Source organism: Streptomyces sp. NPDC002324, from assembly GCF_053593335.1.
The window spans coordinates 47,884-67,563 of sequence record NZ_JBSFCF010000004.1; the positions used below are offsets into that span (position 1 = coordinate 47,884).

General features: G+C 72.4%; 18 protein-coding genes. 6 read left to right on the top strand and 12 right to left on the bottom strand.

All coding sequences use genetic code 11. The annotated features are described in order from the left end of the window. Positions 1-160 precede the first annotated feature (160 nt). From ACWCRJ_RS07770 to ACWCRJ_RS07785, 4 genes are all read left to right on the top strand, one after another. A complete protein-coding gene (locus ACWCRJ_RS07770; RefSeq protein ID WP_450938465.1) occupies positions 161-1,138 on the top strand; it encodes a glycosyltransferase family 2 protein in 978 nt (325 codons plus the stop codon). Then, positions 1,135-2,469, top strand: a complete 1,335-nt coding sequence (locus ACWCRJ_RS07775) for an alpha-2,8-polysialyltransferase family protein (RefSeq protein WP_450938466.1) — start codon at positions 1,135-1,137, stop codon at positions 2,467-2,469. The genes ACWCRJ_RS07770 and ACWCRJ_RS07775 overlap by 4 nt, the downstream gene beginning before the upstream one ends. Positions 2,470-2,476: 7 nt before the next feature. Then, positions 2,477-3,616, top strand: coding sequence for an acyltransferase family protein (locus ACWCRJ_RS07780; RefSeq protein WP_450938467.1), 1,140 nt, complete (start codon positions 2,477-2,479; stop codon positions 3,614-3,616). 275 nt (positions 3,617-3,891) lie between these two features. Beyond that, positions 3,892-4,809, top strand: coding sequence for a class I SAM-dependent methyltransferase (locus ACWCRJ_RS07785; protein WP_450938468.1), 918 nt, complete (start codon positions 3,892-3,894; stop codon positions 4,807-4,809). 348 nt (positions 4,810-5,157) lie between these two features. Here the strand turns inward: ACWCRJ_RS07785 and ACWCRJ_RS07790 are convergent, their stop codons facing one another. Next, positions 5,158-5,832, bottom strand: a complete 675-nt coding sequence (locus tag ACWCRJ_RS07790) for a TetR/AcrR family transcriptional regulator C-terminal domain-containing protein (RefSeq protein WP_450938469.1) — start codon at positions 5,830-5,832, stop codon at positions 5,158-5,160. A 74-nt stretch (positions 5,833-5,906) separates the two neighbouring features. On the opposite strand from ACWCRJ_RS07790, the gene ACWCRJ_RS07795 reads away from it, so the two are divergent. Next, positions 5,907-7,421 (top strand): FAD-dependent oxidoreductase, encoded by a 1,515-nt coding sequence (locus ACWCRJ_RS07795; protein WP_450938470.1) that lies wholly within the window; start codon positions 5,907-5,909, stop codon positions 7,419-7,421. Here the strand turns inward: ACWCRJ_RS07795 and leuE are convergent. Both leuE and ACWCRJ_RS07805 read right to left on the bottom strand, forming a co-directional pair. Then, on the bottom strand, positions 7,418-8,071 hold the full coding sequence (gene leuE / locus ACWCRJ_RS07800) for a leucine efflux protein LeuE (RefSeq protein ID WP_450938471.1): 654 nt from the start codon (positions 8,069-8,071) through the stop codon (positions 7,418-7,420). The genes ACWCRJ_RS07795 and leuE overlap by 4 nt on opposite strands. A gap of 48 nt (positions 8,072-8,119) precedes the next feature. Continuing rightward, positions 8,120-9,700, bottom strand: coding sequence for an acyl-CoA mutase large subunit family protein (locus tag ACWCRJ_RS07805; RefSeq protein ID WP_450938472.1), 1,581 nt, complete (start codon positions 9,698-9,700; stop codon positions 8,120-8,122). A gap of 217 nt (positions 9,701-9,917) precedes the next feature. Between ACWCRJ_RS07805 and ACWCRJ_RS07810 the strand changes: the two genes are divergently transcribed. Continuing rightward, complete coding sequence (locus ACWCRJ_RS07810; protein WP_450938473.1) at positions 9,918-10,844, top strand: L,D-transpeptidase family protein; 927 nt, start codon at positions 9,918-9,920, stop codon at positions 10,842-10,844. Between the two features lie 319 nt (positions 10,845-11,163). Here the strand turns inward: ACWCRJ_RS07810 and ACWCRJ_RS07815 are convergent, their stop codons facing one another. The 9 genes from ACWCRJ_RS07815 to ACWCRJ_RS07855 form a co-directional block, all read right to left on the bottom strand. Next, positions 11,164-12,462 carry a hypothetical protein gene (locus ACWCRJ_RS07815; protein ID WP_450938474.1) on the bottom strand — a complete coding sequence of 433 codons (1,299 nt, stop codon included), beginning with the start codon at positions 12,460-12,462 and terminating at the stop codon, positions 11,164-11,166. Next, positions 12,462-13,148 carry an RNA polymerase sigma factor gene (locus ACWCRJ_RS07820; RefSeq protein ID WP_450938672.1) on the bottom strand — a complete coding sequence of 229 codons (687 nt, stop codon included), beginning with the start codon at positions 13,146-13,148 and terminating at the stop codon, positions 12,462-12,464. Before ACWCRJ_RS07820 ends, ACWCRJ_RS07815 begins: the two co-directional genes overlap by 1 nt. A 327-nt stretch (positions 13,149-13,475) precedes the next feature. After that, positions 13,476-14,258 carry a hypothetical protein gene (locus ACWCRJ_RS07825; RefSeq protein WP_450938475.1) on the bottom strand — a complete coding sequence of 261 codons (783 nt, stop codon included), beginning with the start codon at positions 14,256-14,258 and terminating at the stop codon, positions 13,476-13,478. Beyond that, complete coding sequence (locus ACWCRJ_RS07830) at positions 14,255-14,845, bottom strand: RNA polymerase sigma factor (protein WP_450938476.1); 591 nt, start codon at positions 14,843-14,845, stop codon at positions 14,255-14,257. The genes ACWCRJ_RS07825 and ACWCRJ_RS07830 overlap by 4 nt, the downstream gene beginning before the upstream one ends. Positions 14,846-15,037: 192 nt before the next feature. Further along, a complete protein-coding gene (locus ACWCRJ_RS07835; protein ID WP_450938477.1) occupies positions 15,038-15,466 on the bottom strand; it encodes a hypothetical protein in 429 nt (142 codons plus the stop codon). Between the two features lie 119 nt (positions 15,467-15,585). Continuing rightward, positions 15,586-16,188 carry a hypothetical protein gene (locus ACWCRJ_RS07840; protein WP_450938478.1) on the bottom strand — a complete coding sequence of 201 codons (603 nt, stop codon included), beginning with the start codon at positions 16,186-16,188 and terminating at the stop codon, positions 15,586-15,588. Between the two features lie 85 nt (positions 16,189-16,273). After that, positions 16,274-16,810 (bottom strand): hypothetical protein, encoded by a 537-nt coding sequence (locus ACWCRJ_RS07845; protein ID WP_450938479.1) that lies wholly within the window; start codon positions 16,808-16,810, stop codon positions 16,274-16,276. Positions 16,811-16,900: 90 nt separating this feature from the next. After that, positions 16,901-17,758, bottom strand: coding sequence for a DUF4328 domain-containing protein (locus tag ACWCRJ_RS07850; RefSeq protein ID WP_450938480.1), 858 nt, complete (start codon positions 17,756-17,758; stop codon positions 16,901-16,903). 159 nt (positions 17,759-17,917) lie between these two features. Next, a complete protein-coding gene (locus tag ACWCRJ_RS07855) occupies positions 17,918-19,570 on the bottom strand; it encodes a beta-N-acetylhexosaminidase (RefSeq protein ID WP_450938481.1) in 1,653 nt (550 codons plus the stop codon). Positions 19,571-19,680 lie beyond the last annotated feature (110 nt).

A 19,680-nucleotide genomic window follows, 5' to 3' on the forward strand; every position in this document is an offset into this window, starting at 1 on the left:
ACCTGAATGCAACAAAGGGTTAACAGCACATCGCCGGACGGCGAATCAGGGCGCGAAAGCCAGCGGAATGCACCTGGTTCACGGTTCCGCCACGCGTCGTTCACCTGACATCAAGCGGGTGGTCAAGACGAATGCCGGAGGGCCACCTAACGTCACGGGGGTGGTCAAGCTCTCCGTCATCGTGCCGTTCTACAACGTGCAGCAATACGCGCCCGACACCCTGAAGAGCCTCGGAGCAAACGCTCGTGAGGATTTCGAATTCATTCTCGTCGACGACTGCTCGCGCGACGAGACACCGGACATTCTCGCGCGCGCGGAGCGCGAGTTGCCGGGGGCGGTGTATGTCAGACACGAACAGAACGGAGGACTGGCGACCGCGCGCAACACGGGCATCGACAACGCCCGCGGTGAATACCTGACGTTCCTCGACGGGGACGACTGGCTCGCCCCCGGCTACTTCCCCCGACTGCTGGGCGCCATCGAGGACCTGGGCTGCGACTTCGTGCGCACGGACCATGTCCAGTGCACCGGGCGGGCCCGCTCCGTCCACCGGGTGCCCAACGGGCGCCGGGGCGTGGTGATGAACCCGCGGGACGCGATCCTGCCCGCCGACCGCTCCACCTCCGTCGACTACGCGTTCGCCTGGGCGGGCATCTACCACCGCCGGCTGGTCGACAGGGGCGTCCTGCACTTCACCCACGGGCTGCGCACCGCCGAGGACCGGCCCTGGATCTGGAAGCTCCACCGGGAGGCCGAATCCTTCGCCACGGTGGGGCTGCTGGGCGTCTTCTACCGGCGGGGCGTGGCGTCCTCGCTGACCCAGATCGGCGACGTACGGCAGCTCGATTTCATTCGCGCGTTCGACCAGGTCATCGAGGAGACGGCGAAGGACCGGGACGCGGACAGGCTTCTCCCCAAGGCCGTGCGCACCTATTGCGCGATCATCTCCCACCATCTGGGATCCATCGAAAGGTTCGAGCCGGCGGTGGCACGGAAACTGAAGTCGATGAGCGCGACCGCGCTGCGCCGCATGCCGCAGGACGTGCTCGACGAGGCCCTCGACTCCATGGACGTCCAGCGCGCCACCCGGCTGCGCCGGCTGCGCCGCCGTCCCGCCGCCACGGGGGTCGCCGCGTGACCACGCAGATCTTCATGGCGTCCACGCTGTACGGCACGGCCACGCTGGCCGCCGCCCTGGACACCGAGTGCTTCCGCCCCGCCGCCCGGCGCATCCTGCTGATCTCCAACAACGCGGCGACGCCGGAGACGGCACCCGGCCTGGACGAGATGCCCGGCTTCGATCGGCTGAGCGCCCGCTTCGACGAGGTGATCTCCTGGAACGAGACCATCTCCCCCTTCCACCCCGGCGGCTGGTCCCCGCGCCAGGACGACGTACCGCTGTGGGAGCGGCATCTGCGGCTGCTGTGGAACCTCGGCGACGACGACGTCGAGCTGGCCGTGGAGTCCATCCAGGTCCACCCGGCGCTCGGCTTCACCCAGATCTTCACCGGCGCCCCCGTGACCGTGTACGCGGACGGCCTGATGAGCTACGGGCCCACCCGCAACAAGATCGACCCGCTGGTCGGCACCCGCATCGACCGCCTCCTCCACCTGGACCTGGTGCCGGACCTGAAGCCCCTGCTGCTCACCGAGTTCGGGGTCGGGCCGGAGATCGTGCCGACGGACGCCTTCGTGAAGGTGCTGGCGGAACTCCTCGACACCGGTGACGAGTTGCCCGATATCGAGGAGCCCGCGCTGCTGCTGGGCCAGTACCTCTCCGCGCTCGGCATCCTCACCGCCGAGGAGGAGGAGGACCTCCATGTGACGATGCTGAAGGGCGCGGTCGCGCTCGGTCACACGCGTGTGGTGTTCAAGCCGCACCCGAGCGCCCCGGCCCGCTGGTCGCGCGGTCTGGAGAAGGAGGCGGAGCGGCTCGGCGCCGATCTGACCGTGCTGGACACGCCGGTCCTCGCCGAGGTGCTCTACCAGCGGATGCGTCCTGCCCTCGTCGTCGGCTGCTTCTCCACGGCCCTGCTCACCGCCACCGCGCTGTACGGCCTGCCGGTCGCCCGCGTCGGCACCGGCACCCTGCTGGACCGCCTCGCCCCGTACGAGAACAGCAACCGGGTGCCCGTCACGATCGTGGACGCGCTGCTGCCGGAGCTGGGCGACCGGGAGGCGGTCACCTCACAGAAGCCGGGCACGGCGGTCACGGACCTCGACGGTCTGGTCCGGGCGGTCGGCTTCGCGATGCAGCCGAAGATCTACCCGTCGCTGCGGGCCGAGGCCGAGGCGTATCTGACACGGCATCTGAGCGCGCACACCCTGCGGTACTTCAAGCGGCGCCGGCTGACCTCGCTGGGGTTGCCCGGCGGTATCCCCGTCCAGCTCGCGTTCATCCCGCGCAACGCCACCGTGCGAAGAGTCGCGCGGCGGGCCCGGTCCCTCAAGCGAGCCACGCTGGGGTGAGCCCCGGGTGACTTCCTCGACAGAGACGACCGGCCGGGTCGAGCCCCGGACCGACGCGGCCCCGCGCCCCCGCCCCGGCGGGGCCGTGGCCCGGCCCCGGCTGTACGCCCTGGACGGGCTGCGGCTGCTCGCCGCGCTCTGCGTCGCGGCCTATCACTACGGTGGGCGCGACGGGGAGATCGGGAAGGCGTGGGGTGCCTCGCCCGCCGTGCAGTTCCCCACCGCCCACGGCTTGTTCGCGTACGGCTGGGCCGGGGTCCAGGCCTTCTTCGTGATCAGCGGGTTCGTGATCTGTGCGAGCGGCTGGGGGCGTTCCGTCCAGGCCTTCCTCGCCTCCCGCGCGGCCCGCCTGCTGCCGGCGTACTGGGCGGCGGTGATCCTGGTCGCGGCCGTCTTCGCCCTCCCGGGCATCGGCTTCGCGCGGGTGTCCGTCAGCGAGTTCCTGGTCAACCTCACGATGCTGCAGATGCCGCTCGGCGCGGACCGGGTCCTGGGCGTGTGCTGGACCCTGTGGGCGGAGGTCCGCTTCTACGTCCTGTTCGCGCTGTGCGTGGTCCTGCCCGGGGTGACCCGCAGACGCGTGATCTGGTTCTGCGGCGGCTGGACGCTGGCCTCGGTCCTGGCGCCGGCCGCGAAGGAGCCGCTGCTGGACATGGTCCTGATGCCGCAGTACGCCTCGCTGTTCATCGGCGGCATGGGCCTCTACCTGGTGCACCGCGACCGCCGGGACGCCACGGCCTGGCTGATCGTCGTGTTCAGCCTGCTGCTGAGCCAGTACCGCACGGTCGAGGACATGTGGCACGCCCCGGACGCGGAGTTCTTCTCCTACCGCCCCCAGCTCGGCATCGTCCTCGCCGTCGGCATCGGCTTCGCGGCCGTGGCGGCGGTCGCCCTGGGGCTCCTGCGGCGCCTCGACCGGCCCTGGATGGCCACCGCGGGCGCGCTGACGTACCCGTTCTACCTCGTGCACGAGCACCTGGGCTGGCCGGTGGTCCGGGCGCTGCACCAGGGTCTGGGCGTTCCGTCGTCCGTGACCGTCGCGCTCACGGTGGCGCTGATGCTGACGCTCGCGTGGCTGCTGCACCGGTGGGTCGAACGTCCGTTGCAGCCCTGGCTGCGCGCGTCACTCGCGGGACGCCGGGGCTGAACCGTCCCTGAACCTGGAATTGGCCCATTGTTCATCCGGCCCGAGGATTCGACATCACCTCGGCGGTAAGACTCCGCAGCATCCTTGACCAGGCCATAGCCGTCTCGTAGGTTCCTGGCCCGTTCACCAGTTCATGAGTTCAACAGTTCCCCCCGTCCGACCCCTGCGCTCATAACCCGCTCGGCCGTCTCCTGCCGCTCGGGCGCATATCGCCTGTTCGTCTCGTCGACACAAGAGAGTCTTCTGTCCTCATGGCCTCTGAAACGACCTCTGAAATGACCTCTGAACACGGCACGATCCGACTCCCCCGTGAACTCGACGACGTTCCCGGCTGGTTTCCGGTGCTCGACCAGCTGCTTTTCGACTGGCTCCTGAACCGGCAGGAGGTCGCGGGCGGGAAAGGCGATCTCCTGGAGGTCGGCGTCTACATGGGCAAGAGCGCCATCTTCCTGGGCCGCCATCTCCAGGAGGGCGAGGCCTACACGGTCTGCGACCTCTTCGAGAGCGACGCACCGGACGACGCCAACGCGGCGGAGGCCACCAAGTCCTACCGCCGTACGCTCACCCGGCGGGCCTTCGAGGCGAACTACCTCTCCTTCCACGACGAGCTGCCCCGCGTCCTGCAAGGCCCCAGCTCGATCGTGCCCGGTGAGGTCGAGCCGCGCTCCTGCCGCTTCGTGCACATCGACGCCTCGCACCTGTACGAACATGTCGCGGGCGACATCACCGCCGCGCGGGACCTGCTGCTCCCCGGCGGCCTGGTCGTCCTCGACGACTTCCGCTCGGAGCACACCCCCGGGGTCTCCATCGCCGCGTGGGAGGCCGTCCTCAACCGGGGCCTCAACCCGATCTGCCTCAGCACGCAGAAGCTCTACGGCACGTGGGACGACCCGGAGCCCGTCCAGGAGGCCCTCCTGGAGATGGTCGGGCGCCGGGACGACTGCCACATCAGCAACCAGCAGGCGGCCGGCCACCGCATCATCCGCCTCAAGTCCAAGGGCATGCGGGCCCCGGCCTTCCCGAAGTCCCGCCACTGGACCCCGCCGGAATCCCCGAGCCCGGCAGCCCCGGCTCCGAAGCCCGCCACCCGCCCGCGTCCGCCGCAGAGCCCCGCCCGCAAACTCGCCGTGGACCTGCTGCCCCCGCTGGTGACGAGGACGATCAGAAGGGCGCGGGCGGGCAAGAAACGGTGAGGGGGTGGGGGGCGGAGGCTGGTGTCCTGTCGAGGCTGGGCCGGTCATCACGGGCGCAGGACCGGTCACGGGGTGCGGGATTGGTCACGAGGCGCAGGACCGGTCACGGGTGCGGGACTTGTCACGAGGCGCAGGACCGGTCACGGGTGCGGGACTTGTCACGAGGTGCGGGACTTGTCACGAGGTGCGGGATTGGTGGCTGGGTACGGGACCACTGCCGGGGCCGCGCCCTGTGAGGGGCGCGGGGAACTGCGCGGCCGGCCACACACCACCGTCAGCCGCCCCCCAACGGGCCCCACCGGCCCCACCGCCCCCTCCGCGCCCCACCACGCATCGATCCCGATCCCCTCAGCTCCCCCCACTCCCCCGCAGCACCACCGCGACCCCCGCCACGACCGCCTCCAGCCCCACCTCGAACCCCCGCTCGTGGTCCCGGAACATCTCCCACCCCGCCTCCACGGCCAACGGATACCCCGCCAACCGCTCGGCCCGCGCGGCGAGGTCGTACCCCTCTCCGCCCCGCACCGGGTCCGCCCCCATCGACTGCTCCTCGATGACGTGGCCGATCGTGTAGCTGTACGCCGTGAACCAGGCCCGCGCGGCCCCCGCCGGCGAGAACCCCGCGGCCGTGAGCATGCGCAGGCTCGCCTCCATCGGCGCCGCGTACGACAGGTCGGTGAAGTGCGTCCCGCTGTACACCTTCGCGCCGTCGCGGTACCGCAGAAGGTGCTCGCGCAGCCCTCGCATCCGTGCCCGCAGGGCCGCCTGCCAGTCGGCGCCGTCCTCACCCCCTGACGGCCGGCCGGCCCAGTCCGCCGCCATGCGCCGCACCATCTCGGTGGCCATCTCGTCGAGCAGGTCCTGCTTGTTCTTGAAGTGCCAGTAGAGCGCGGGCGCCTGGACGTCCAGCTCCTTGGCGATCAGCCGGAGGCTCAGCCCCTCCAGACCGACCTCGTTCAGCAACCGCAGGGCCGCCTCGGCGACCTGTGCCTTGTCCAGCTTCGGGGATTTCCTGGGAACCACGTTGACAGCTTAACGGTGTTAAGCGCATGCTGCTGCACGCAGCCCTACTTAACGACGTTAAGGAGACCGGTCCCATGAGCACACCCACCCGCGTGACCACCCCCACCCCGCTGACGACGGACGTCCTGATCGTCGGAGCCGGCCCCACCGGCCTCGCCCTCGCCGTCGACCTGGCCCGGCGGGGCATCGGCGCCCTGCTCGTGGAGCGGGCCGCCGCGCTGTTCCCCGGCTCCCGGGGCAAGGGGATGCAGCCCCGCACCCTGGAGATCCTCGACGACCTGGGCGTGCTCGACGCGGTCCGCTCCGCCGGCGCCCCCGCCCCGGTCGGCATGGTCTGGAGCGAGGGAAGCCGGCAGGGCGAGCACCGGATGTTCGACGTGTCGGCACCGACGGAGGCCGAGCCGTACCAGGGCCCCTGGCTGATCCCCCAGTGGCGGACGCAGCGGATCCTGCTGTCCCGCCTGCGCGAACTGGGCGGCGACGTCGCCTTCGGCCGGGAGCTGGCGGAACTGACCGAGGACGCGGACGGCGTGACGGCGTCCTTCACCACCGGCCCCGAGGTCCGCGCCCGCTACGCCGTGGCCGCCGACGGGGGCCGCTCCACCGTGCGGCGCCTGCTCGGCATCGGCATGACCGGCGAGACGGTCGACCCGAGCCCGACCCTGGTGGCCGACATCCGCGTCCCGGCGCTCGACCGCGACAACTGGCACCTGTTCCCGCCGGCCGGTGAACACGGCTTCATGGCGCTCTGCCCGCTCCCCGGCACCGAGGACTTCCAGCTGGCCGCGAACTTCCCGGACCCCGGCACGGTGGTCGACCTCTCCGCGGACGGCGTCCGCAAGGTCGTCGCCGCCCGCTCCCACCTCGCCGCCGAGGACGTGACCGAGGTGGGCTGGGCCTCGGACTTCCGGCCGCGGGCAGCGCTCGCGGACCGCTTCCGCGCCGGGCGCGTGTTCCTCGCCGGGGACGCCGCGCACGTCCACTCGCCCGCCGGGGGCCAGGGCCTCAACACCAGCGTCCAGGACGCGTACAACCTGGGCTGGAAGCTGGGCGCGGTGGTGCGTGGCGACGCGGACGAGACGCTGCTGGACACGTACGAGGAGGAGCGGCGCCCGGTGGCCGCCGCCATGCTCGGCCTCTCCACCCGGGTGCACCGGGGCGAGCAGCGTCGGGGCCGGGACACCCAGCAGCTGGGCCTCGGCTATCGGGGCAGCTCCCTGTGCGTCGACACCCGCGAGGACCTGCCCCCGGACGCCCTCCGCGCCGGCGACCGCGCCCCCGACGGCCGGCGCGGCGGCGTACACCTCTTCGACGTCTTCCGCGGCCCGCACTGGACCCTGCTCACGGTCGGCACGGTCGGCGCGGACGGCGCGCACGCCACAGACGGCACGGACCGCACGGACGCGTCGGCGGGCCGGCCGCACCCGTCGGAGCCGGCATGGCGGGAGAACGTGCGCCGGGCCCACATCCCGCCGTACGAGGCCTACGGCACCGGTGTCTTCCTCGTCCGCCCCGACGGCTATGTCGGCTGGGCCGGCGAGACCCCGGCCGGTCTCCCGGCATACGCAGCCGCGAGGGGTCTCGTCTAGGCGCTGCTCGCCAGCGACAGCTTGACCGCGAACCCGAGAAACATCGCCCCCGCCGCCGAGGTGGCCCCCGCCGACAGCGCCTTTCGCCGGCGGAAGGTGGCGGCCAGCCTGGTGCCGCTGAATATCAGCGCGCTCAGGTAGAGGAAGCTGGCGATCTGGGCGAGGGTGCCGAGCACGACGAAGGAGAGGGCCGGGTAGGCGTACCCGGGGTCCACGAACTGCACGAAGAAGGCGACGAAGAACAGGATCGCCTTGGGGTTGAGCAGACTGGTGACCAGGGCCCGCCGGAACGGCCGTTCCCCCTCGACGGCCTCGCCCCCCGTCCCCTCGGCCGACCGCTCATGGCGGCTGCGCCACATCCCCCACGCGGCCCGCAGCATCCCCACCGCCAGCCAGGACAGATACCCGGCACCCGCGTACTTCACGATCCCGAACAGCACGGCGTTGGCCTGCAGCAGCGAGGCCACCCCCGCCGCCGACAGGGTCATCAGCACGGCGTCCCCGACCCACACCCCGGCGGCGGCCCGGTACCCGGTCCGTATCCCGCGCCGGGCGGCCACGGACAGCACGTAGAGGGAGTTGGGGCCGGGCAGGAGGACGATCAGGACGAGTCCCGCCAGATAGGTGGGCAGGTCAGTGACACCGAACATGGAAAGGAGTGTCGCACGGGGGTACGACACCGGGGTCCGGCGTTCGCGTCAGAACGCGTCGCCGGGCACGTAGGTCCCCCAGACCTCCCGCAGCGCGTCGCACACCTCGCCCACGGTGGCGCGGGCCCTGAGGGCTTCCCGCATCGGATGGAGGACGTTGTCCTCGCCCTCGGCGGCCTTCCGCAGAGCGGCGAGAGCCGCGCCCACCGCCGACCGGTCGCGTGCGGCGCGGAGCTTCGCGAGCCGTGCGGCCTGCTGGGCCTCGATGGCCGGGTCCACCCGCAGCGGCTCGTACGGCTCCTCCGCGTCGAGCCGGAAACGGTTGACGCCGACCACGACCCGTTCGCCGGAGTCGGTCTGCTGGGCGATCCGGTAGGCGGAGCGTTCGATCTCGCCCTTCTGGAAGCCGTGCTCGATGGCGGCGACCGCGCCGCCGAGGTCCTCGACCTTCCGCATCAGTTCGACCGCCGCCGCCTCCACGTCGTCGGTCATCCTCTCGACGGCGTACGAACCCGCGAACGGGTCCACCGTGGCCGTCACGTCGGTCTCGTAGGCCAGCACCTGCTGTGTCCGCAGGGCCAGGCGGGCGCTCTTGTCGGTCGGGAGGGCGATCGCCTCGTCGAAGGAGTTGGTGTGCAGGGACTGGGTGCCGCCCAGCACGGCCGCGAGGCCCTGGACGGCCACGCGGACGAGGTTGACCTCCGGCTGCTGGGCCGTCAGCTGCACCCCGGCCGTCTGGGTGTGGAAGCGGAGCATCAGGGACTTGGGGTTCCGCGCGCCGAACTCCTCCCGCATCACCCGGGCCCAGATCCTGCGCGCCGCGCGGAACTTGGCGACCTCCTCCAGGATCGTCGTGCGGGCGACGAAGAAGAAGGAGAGGCGGGGGGCGAAGTCGTCGACGTCCATCCCCGCCGCGACCGCCGTGCGCACGTACTCGATGGCGTCGGCGAGGGTGAACGCGATCTCCTGCGCGGGCGAGGCACCCGCCTCGGCCATGTGGTAACCGGAGATCGAGATGGTGTTCCACCTGGGGATCTCGGCCCCGCAGTACCGGAAGATGTCGGCGGTCAGGCGCAGGGAGGGCCTGGGCGGGAAGATGTACGTCCCGCGCGCGATGTACTCCTTCAGCACGTCGTTCTGGATCGTGCCCGTGAGCCGGTCGGCCGGTACCCCCTGCTCCTCGCCGACCAGCTGGTACATCAGCAGCAGCAGGGCGGCGGGCGCGTTGATCGTCATCGACGTCGACACCTTGTCCAGGGGGATCCCGTCGAACAGCACCCGCATGTCGTCGACGGAGTCGATCGCCACGCCCACCCTGCCCACCTCGCCGTGCGCGATCGGGGCGTCGGAGTCGTGCCCCATCTGGGTGGGCAGATCGAACGCGACGGACAGCCCCGTCGTGCCGTCGGCGATCAGCTGCCTGTAGCGCGCGTTGGACTCCGCCGCCGTACCGAAACCCGCGTACTGACGCATCGTCCAGGGCCGGCCGGTGTACATCGACGGATGGACACCGCGCGTGTAGGGGTACGCGCCGGGGTCGCCGAGCCGCTCCGCCGGATCCCAGTCCCGCAGCGCCTCCGGCCCGTACACCGGCTCGATGGGCAGTCCGGACTCCGACTCGCGCGCCATGGTGCGCCTCCGTCCTGTCGCCGGTGCGGACACTCGTTCACTACTCGCCGGTACTGATCCTCGCGACGGACCGTGGCGGCGAGTCAGCACCCGGTGGAGCGGTCCTGGCTGGGACCTTGCTCACAACCATGCCCGTTTGTTCGCGACGGGTCACGTCCGGGAAACCTGTCCGGGAGAGTGACCGGCCGCGGCGGATCATGAGAAGACGGGGGCCCCGATGCGTACCAAGGACATGCGGAGACCGATGGCCGCGCTCGCGGCACTCGCCCTGGCCGGCGCCTGCACGGCCCAGGGCATCGAGGTGCACGGCGACCAGCGCGGGCCCGTGCGCGTCGACGTGACCGGCACGCCGAGCGGCGCCCCGAAGCAGGACACCGGCGACCGGGACGGTGACGGCGGCGAGGCCGGCGCGCGCACCGGCGGTGACGATGACGCCGGAGGTGACGACAAGGGACGACGCGAGCAGACCCCGCCGCCCAGGGCCACCCCCTCCCCCACTCCCACCGTCGCCCCCACGGTCCTGTGGGCCAGGGGGGACGAGGGACTGGACGTGCGGGAACTGCAGGCCCGGCTGCGGCAGATCGCGTGGCTCTTCACCGGGCCCACGGGGACGTACGACGACTCGACCGTCCAGGCGGTCAGGGGCTTCCAGGGCAAACGCGGGCTGCCGCAGACCGGGAAGACGGACAGCATCACCTGGGCGCGGCTGCTGAACATGACGCGGGAGCCCGGCAAATGGGACCTGTACGCATACGGGGGACAGCCGGCCGCGTCGCCCGACCCGCGGTGCCTGACCGGGCGGGTGCTGTGCATCAGCAAGACGAGCCGCACGCTGCGCTGGATGGTGGACGGCCGGACCCTGACGACGGTCGAGGTGCGCTTCGGCTCGGAGTACACACCCACGCGCGAGGGCCTCTTCAACGTCTACTTCAAATCCCGCGACCACGTGTCGACCCTGTACGACACCCCCATGCCGTACGCGATGTTCTTCAGTGGCGGCCAGGCGGTCCACTACTCCGCCGACTTCGCGGCCCGCGGCTACTACGGGGCCTCGCACGGCTGCGTCAACGTCCGGGACAAGGCGGCGATCGCCCAGTTGTTCGAGCAGGTCAGGAACGGCGACAAGGTCGTCGTGTACTGGTGACGACGGACAGCGGGCACACAGCGGGTGAACACCGGGCGGAGTGACGTGCGTCACATGACGCATAGCGGGAGGGTGTCCGGCGCGTCAGGGGAAGTACGGGGTCACGGGGGACCACGGGGGAATCACGGGGGTAATGGGGCGCGGGCGGGACCGGGGGAACGTGTCCCGCCCGCGCCGAGGTGCACGAGCCGTAGGTACGGGGGGAACCCCGGCTCTGTGCGACGGCCGATGACCAGTCGGCTCACTCATTACTGCGCCGGGGCGGCCAAAAGTGTTACCCGTTCCGCGAAAGAATTCGGAGCGGATACGAAAACGCAGGTCAGGATGGGTGGGTGAGCGTCTGCCCGGTGGGGGCGGGGCCGACGTCGAAGCCGACCGGGGTCACCGCCGCGAGCTGGCCGCGGTGACCGCTGCCACCGCTGCCCTTCCCGCCCTTGTTCCCCTTGCCGCCCTGTCCGCCCTGCTGGCCCTTGTTCTTGCCGCCCTTGTTCTTGCCGTTCCCGTGGCCGAGGCCCTTGCCGTCGCCGAGGCCCTTGCCGTCGCCCCGGCCGTTCCCGTGGCCGCCTCGGCCCTTGCCGTGGTGCGCGTCGTCGTCATCGTCGGAGTCGTTGCCGGACCGCGTGCCCTTGTCGCCGCCGACCGACGGGCCGCCGCTGTCCGAGGCGCCCGTCCCGGTGCCCTTGCCCGAGCCGGTTCCGGCACCCCACCGCTTCGCCTTGCCGGAGCCACCGGGGTTGACGGAGCCGCCGGACAGGACACCTTCGCAGTACCGCTTCAGCTGCCCCCGGCCCCTGCCGCCCGCCGCGTCCTCCAGGCCGCGGCGGCGGTCGGCGTCCAGTTCCTTGCCGTCGCGGATGTCACGGCAGGCGGAGGTCACCTTCCGCCACCACTCCGGGGTGGGCTGCCCGTCCTGCCCGTTCTCCCCGGACCGCTCGTCCTCGTCGGCACCGCCGGTGCCCTCGCCGGAGGGGGCGTCGCCCTTCGAGGAGGCGTCCGGAGACTCGTCCGGCACTCCCTGACCCCACGCCCCGCGCCTGTCGTCGCCCTTCTCGGTGTCGGGCGACGGTGACCTCAGGGGCCGGTCCGGCGACCGGCCGGCGGAGACGGTGGCGGAGGGTTCCGGTTCGTCGCCGCGGAACGCGCTCAGCGCGCCACCGCCGGCCACCACCGTGACCCCGCCGAGCATCCCGGCGGCCACCGCCGCGACCAGCCCGAACCGCACCGGGCGGCCCCAGCGGGTCCGGCGGCCCGCCAACGAGGCGGGCGTCCGCGCGGGTCGGCCCAAGTGGACGACACCCGCGTCGGCCGTGGGCGAGGCGGTGGGGTGCGTACCGCTGTCACGGCCGGGCTCTGCGGCCCGGCCGCTCTCACGGGAGTCGAGCGCAGGGGTCCAGGCAGTCGTGCGGGCGGTGCGAAAGGCGGCCAACGCGGCCTCTTCGCCCGGGAGTTCGGGATCCGGCGAAGGCTCCGGCGCGGCTTCCGCCGCCAGGGCGCCGAGCGCCTCGGCGAGCCGGTCCGCACGGGCACGGGTGTCGGGGTCGACGGTTTCGAGCGGCTTCCCGCTCAGCAGCCGCTCCGCGGCGTCGCGGTTCAGCCACCTGTACTGCTCGTCGGCCATCACACATCCTTCTGCGTCCGCGAACGCGTATGCGTCACACCGGCGGACGTGGCCGCGCGTACGCGCGCGGCTCTCGGTCGGGGTACGGCGTCCAGCGGACCCCTGGATTCCGGGTCGGTCTCCGATGCCGTCTCCGGATTGTCCCCGATCAGTTCGGCGAGCCGTTTCAGCCCCCGGTGCGCGGCGGTCCGTACGGCACCCGCGCGCTTGCCCAGTGTCTCCGCGGCGGTCTTCGCGTCGAGGCCGACGACGACACGCAGGACCACCGCCTCCGCCTGGTCCTGCGGCAGCTGGGCGATGAGCGAGAGCGTGCGGCCGGTCGCCAGGGACTCCATCGCCTCACCGGCCGTGTCGGACTCGGCCGGCTTGGCGGTCAGCTCGGTCTCGTCGCCGCCTATCGCGGGCCGGCGGCCCCGCATGCGTATGTGGTCCAGGGCCCGGTTGCGGGCGATCCGCGCGGCCCAGCCGCGGAAACGGTCGGCGTCTCCGCTGAACCGCTCCAGGTCACGGGCTATCTGCAGCCAGGACTCGGAGGTGACGTCCTCCGCGTCCGGATCGCCGACCAGCGTCCGCACGTACCCGAGCAGCCGTGGGTGCACCGAGCGGTACACAGTCCGGAACGCGGTCTCGTCCCCGTCCTGTGCCGCAAGCACCGCGGCGGTCAGCTCCGCGTCGTCCCCCAGCACCCACGCGCCCCTTCCTCGATCGATGGTCGCGGTCTCGGGACCGCTGTGGTTGCGGTGGTCTTCCGCCATCCACGATCCGGCGCGAAAGGCACGTTACGGCCTGAAACCGCTGACCGTCCATGTCCGTAGAACATGCAACTAACTCGTGATGCGGCGAGGTGTGACAGAAAACGTGGGCGTGGCGCTGTAGGGAGTACGGGTCGCCGCGCGGCCCGTGCCGCGCGACGGTCGGGGCCTCTCCTGTGGGGGGTGGCGGCCCCGGCCGTTGCCATCGGCGGAGTCGGCCGGGTGTCTTGCGAGTACGGGGGTCTTGCGAGCACGCCGGCCTCACTTCGTTTCCGGGCCCCGCGCTTCGCCGCCCGGCTTCCGTCCCGCGCCCGCCGCGTCGCGTTCCGCGACCGCCGGACGCCGTCCCTCGCCTCCCGGCCGCCCGGGCTCGTTCGGTGCCCTCGATGCGTCGGGGCTGCCGACGGGACGCACCGAGGGCCTCAGCTTGTCGCCATTGCCGTTGCCATGGCCGTTGCCGTTGCCGTCGGACTTGCCGCCGCCGTCGCGCGGTCGGTCGGTGCTGCCCGGCTGCCGGGTCGCGATGGGTTTCCGGTCCAGGTCCGGGCGGTCCGCGGTGGAGGGCCCGGGACGGGCGGGAGCGCTGTCGGCCGTACGGGGACGCCCCTCCCGGCCTCCGTCGCGCGCGTGCTCACGGCCGGCGCCCTCGTCGTCGCGTGCGGCCGGTCCGACCGCCGCGAAGGCGACTCCGCCGAGGGTGAGGCCCGCCAGCAGTACGGCCAGGGTGGTGCGGATCGACAGCTGCACGCGGCGCCGCGCGTTCGGCCGCCAGTCGTCACGCCGCCGGGTACGGGCCGTACGCGCCCCCGTCTCCCGGGCAGCCAGGAAGGCCGCCACCGCCCGCGCCTCCCCCACGCTGTCGGCCTCCCCGCCACCGCGCACGGCGGCGGCGAGAAGGGGGGAGACGCGTTCGACGGAGGGCGTGGTCACGCCGTCGGGCAGGGAGGCAGGACCCTGGTCGTCACGCGTGTGCCCGTCCCTGTCGGCGGACGCGCCGTGGTGGTGGGTGTCTGCGCCGTGGAGGCCGTGGTCGCTGTCGGTCATCTCGACTCCCCCAGCGTCCGGGGAGCGTCATCCGTCACACCCTCGCTCCGCAGGAGCTGGGCGAGCCGCTTCAGCCCCCGGTGCGTGGCGGTACGGACCGCGCCGGGGCGTTTGCCGAGGACGCGGGCGGCGGCGGGGCCGTCGAGGCCGACGACGACGCGCAGCAGGACGGCCTCGGCCTGATCGCGGGGCAGCCGGGCGACGAGTGCGAGTGCCTGCTCGGTGGAGAGGGTCTCCAGCGCCTGGTCCGGGGTGCTGTGCGTGCCCGGCAGTTCCAGCAGGTCGTTCTCCAGCGCGGTCGCCCGGGGCCGGACCCTCTGGCGCCGCAGATGGTCCAGGGCCCGGTGCCGGGCGATGGTCGCGCTCCAGCCCCGGAACCCCGCCCCGTCGCCCTTGAACCGCCCGAGGTCCCGCGCGATCTCCAGCCAGGCGTCCGAGGCGACGTCCTCCGCGTCGTCCCCGACGATGCCGCGCAGGTACCCCAGCAGTCCGGGCTGCACGAGCCGGTACGCCACCGCGAAGGCGGCCTCGTCCCCGGCCTGGGCCCGCGCGACGGCCGCGCCCAGTTCACCGTCGTACGCCTGCACGCGCCGAGGTTCCCCTCCCTGGCCGCGGGCTGTCCGAGCCAGTGCCGAGTCGGTGCCGGGATGGCGTTGCGGGGACCGTCCCGGCCGCCGCCAAGCCCCCATGGTCATCTGCGCCGGGCTCCACGGAAGTGTCACACCGTCGACCTCCGCCACGTCGGCCCCGCTCCCCCGCGGCGACGCGCCTGGGCCACGTCAGCCGGACGGCATCGCGTCACGGCAGAGCAGCCGCAGCGACCCCTCACCGGCGAAACAGCGCCGCGCCTCGTCCAGCGGATCCCAGAAGCGGCCGTCCCAGGTCCGCACCCAGAGCCCCCCGCCCGACGCGACCCACTCGCCCCCGGCCCACCGCACGACGACCTCACCGCCGTACGCCCCGAACCCCCGCAACGCCCCCTCCACGGCGGCGTAGGGCGCGCCCTCCCGTCGTATCTCCTCGATCATCCGGTCCACCCGCCACAGACTCTGCGTCGAGTAGTCGAGGCGCACCCGCGCCCCTTCCCGCATCATCGCCACCGCGTCGGCCGCCCACCGAAGGGGCTTCGCCGCGCTCGTGGGCCGGCTCCCGAGGCTCCCCGGCGTGCTGGGGGCATCGCCCGAACTGAATGTCTGCTGTGCGCTCACACTCGGGAAAGCGCCCGTCCCGCGTGAGACGTTTCGCGATTTCAGCGTGTGCGCGACACCGGCGCAGGACCGCCACACCCGGCCTCAGGACACCCACAGGACCCGCCAGGAACCGAGGTTTACCGCCCCGCCCCGCGCGCCCGCCGCGACACGACCGCCCGCAGCACACGCCGCCCCTCCGTGGCCACACCCAGTGCCTGGCGCACGCCCGCCGCCCCGTGCTGCGCGAGCAGTTCGAGCACGACGACCTGCCGGCGCAGTTCGGCGGCGACGAGATGGGAGGCCCCCTCGGTGCGGCCGGCCCGGCAGTCCGCCACCGAGTCCTCTCCCCCGGCGTCCAGCGGGTCGAGCAACTGATGGATCCTCAGCGCGGAGACGGAGCAGACCTCCGCCCACGCGCGCAGCGCGTCACCGGACCGCTCATCGGGAACCGTGTCGAGCATCCGACGGGCCAGCAGGACCACTTCCGCACCGGAGGCGGAAGCCGCACCAGCACCAGCACCGGCCCCGACAGCGGCGCCGGCATCGGACGAGGCCAGTTCGCCCCGCGCCTTCGCGACCTTCTCCCCCCACCCCTCGCCGTCGTCCACCAGTCCCGCCCACAGCGGACGCAGGACCTCGTCGTCCCCACCGAGAAGCGGTACGCAACGGTCCAAACAAGCCAACCCGCCTGCCGCCAGACCGCGTTCGTCGGCCTGGGCCAACAGCTCCACCAGGCTCATCACGCCTCCCCTGTATCCCGCTCGACCACACCCCGGTTATACGGAGCCCGCACTTCCCCTTACTGCGTGCGACGGCGCGGGAGTGTCACAGAGGGACGACCCCGAGCCGGTCGAGCAACCGGAACAGAATGTTTTCAGCCAAGGGGTCCGCCGGTCCAGGCTCTGAGGTCAACACATCGACCAGCGCCTGCGCGTCGACGGCCCGCCCGGCCTCCGCTGCCCAGGCGACGGCACGTTCGGCGGCGTCGCGCGGTTCGAGGAAGTAGTCCTCGACGGTGAGCCCCTCGCCGTCGCCCAGATACGCGGCCATGGCCCGCCGCGCGAGACACGTGGTCCACGCCCCGCTCTCCGGCCCGGCCGCCTCGACGACCACGCAGTCGCTGTCCATGACATAGCCGAACAGCGCGGGCGCCCCCGTCTCCCGGGCCAGCGTGTTCATGTTCCCGACGTCGCCGGCCGCCGTCGCGGTCTCGGCACCGGGCGCGCCCGTCGGATACGCCCACACCTGCCAGTCACCGGCCGCCGTCGCGCACAACGTCAACCCCTTGGCCCCGCCCAGCGCGTCCAGCCCCGAGAGATGCTGCCCGCTTCTGCCCACGACGTAGTACCCCCAGTACCCCATAACGGGAATACACCACACACGTACGGCAGTTCGCGCCCGGAATCGGGCAATCCGCACTGTTCCGCGCAGACGGCCCGCAGAAAACCGGGCTCACACGGTGCCGGGCTCCGGCTCGCGCGGACCGCTGCGCGCCCTGTCGTCCTGCATCCGCGTGAGCGCGAGGACGAAGAGGGCGGCGAACACGGCGGACACGATTTCGAGAGAGTCCGCGAACAGCATCTGCCGAGCGGCCACCCGGTACTCCTCGATCTCCTCCGCCCTGAGGTACGCCCGGTCCCCGGCCTCCCCCGCGAACAGGCTGAGCAGCCACAGCGTCCACCAGGTGTTGACGAGCGCGTGCGACCGCGGCTTCTCCCACGGGCTGCTCGCGTCCCAGCAGTCGATCGCGATCCGGCGCGGGAACCACAGGTTCACCACCGGCACGAACCAGCCGCCGATCGCCCAGCCCCGCTTCTTGCGATGTCCGAAGGGGTCGAACACCTCGGCGTTGACCCGCACCCGGTGGAACCACACCAGGAAGACGACGATCGTGGCGACGAAGGTGAGCGTCTGGAGGATGCCCGCCAGCGCGACGAGCCCGTCCGCCCGGTCGGAGTCGCGTTCCAGGGCCACGCTCCAGTCCTCGCCGGCCAGCCGGTCCGACACGTCGAGGAGCGAGAGGTCCGCCCACACAGCGACCACGTCCGCGGCGGCGACCGCGCCGAGCAGGATCGCCACCGCCCGCCCGAGCACCACCGGCGACCGCAGCCAGGCGGGGCCGTGCGGCGACTGGATGGGCAGCTCCGTGTGGGTCGCGAGCGGCGGAGCGGCCGGGTACGTCAGCGGATGAGCGGCCGGTGGCGCATCCGCCGGGCGCGCATCCGCCGGGCGCGGAGCCGCCGCCTCGCAGCCGCGGCACAGCTGTCCGCCGGGTGTCGCGGTGTGGTTCCCGCAACGCGCACAGTCCATCGTTCGAAGCCCCCGTGTGATCGAAACCCGCGCCGCACGCGGTCCTCCCCCGGACCCTCACGCTCGGCGATCAGAACACGCGGAACATACGGTTCACCCGCCCCGCCCGTCCATTCGATTCACACGGCGACGCACACGGCGACGCGACCCACCACCGCCTCAGCTCACCTTCCCCGCCAGCTCCCGGAACTGCGCCCAGCTCAGCGCCGGCTTCCCCGGGTCCCACAGCTTCTGCGACAGCGCCCGCAGCGGCATCCGCACGCCCGCGGCGACCTGCGCCTCGGTCTGCCGGTTCGCGAGGTCGCACCAGACGGCGAACGAGCCGCCGAGGATCTGGTCGTCGTACCGGGCCGGGACGGCGGTCGTGCCGCGCAGCACCCGTGGCGTCCAGGACTCGTAGATGCGCTGCCCGGTCGGGTAGAAGAACTGGTTGGGCTCGCCGAGGACGTAGTACAGGTACTCGTCGTTGTAGTTGATCACCTGCCGTCCGGCGCTCAGATACTCGACGGGCTGCCGGGCCCCGATCTCCTTGCCCGTCCAGTAGGCGACCTGGATCGACTTGTCCGCCTGGACCGAGCCGCCCCGGAAGAACCCGTCGTTCCAGGCCCGCACGGTCCGGTCGTGGCCGCGCATCACCTTGGCGCGGTCGTTGAGCCAGCCGGTCGCGAGGTCGGCGACGGTCGCGCCGGCGCCGTACTTCTGCCGCGCGGCGGCGGCCAGCCGCGGGTAGGACGCCTCGGGGTTCGACGCCATCAGCGCCCGGTACTCGTCCCCGCCGAGATGCCAGTACGCGCCGTCGAAGAGACCGGCGTACTCGTCGAGCAGCTCGTCCACGACCACGGCCGACCTCGGGTTGGAGATGTCGACGGCCCCGCTCGCGGCCACGCCCTGGGCGTTCCGCAGCTGCAGCCCCGGATTGCCCGCGATCACGGCCCCCAGATGCCCGGGGGAGTCGATCTCCGGTACGACCTGGATGTGCCGGCTCTTCGCGAGGTCCAGGATCTTCCGCACCTGGGCCTTGGTGAGGTGCTGGTCCGAGACCACCTCGGGGTGGCTCGTGGAGGCGATGCGGAAGCCCTGGTCGTCGGAGAAGTGCAGCCCGAGCTGGTTGTACTTCAGGTCGCCCAGCTCACGGACGCGGTCCTCGATCCAGCCCGCCGTGAAGTGCTTGCGCGCGATGTCGAGCATGAACCCGCGCTGCGGCTTGGCCGGCTCGTCGCGGACGACGCCCTCCGGTGCCGTACCGCCGCCGCGCACCTCCTGCTTCAGGGTGCGCGTCCCGTAGAAGACCCCGGCCTCGGCGGGCGCGGCGATCCGTACCCGCCGGTCCTTCACCGTCAGCGTGTACGCCTCCGACCTCGGCTGGTCGGCCCCGCTCAGCGCCAGCTCCACGTCCCCGGCGCGGGGGCGCGCGTCCCCCGCGTAGGCCAGCCCCAGCTCCCCGGCGGTCAGCCGCCCCTCGTCGGCGAGCACCGCGTTCCGTACGACGACCCGGGCGCCGTCGGCGGGCTTCCAGCCGGGGCCGCGGGCGGCCTCGTGCTGCCGTACGGCGGGGATGGTCCGCGGTTTCTGGGACAGCGGGTACGAGCGCGAGGGGGACGGGGACGCGGACGGGGCCTTCTCGGCGGCGTTCACGGACGAGCCCGCCCGCGACGGCTCCGAGCCGCCGGGCGTGCGTGTCCCGTCGCCGGGCCACACGGTCACGGCCACCGCGACCGCGCCGCCCGCCAGGACGGCTCCCGTACCCAGGAGCAACCCTTTCGACGTGATCGCCGTCTTCCTGCGGGGTGCCCTGCGCCGGCCTCGGTTCACGACGCGCCCCCGGTCCCGATCCTGGTCCCGGTCAGCATCCACGACATCTCACGCACCTCTCGCCCGCACCTTCCCCCGGCCTTCTCCCGGTCCTGTCCCGACTCGCTCGG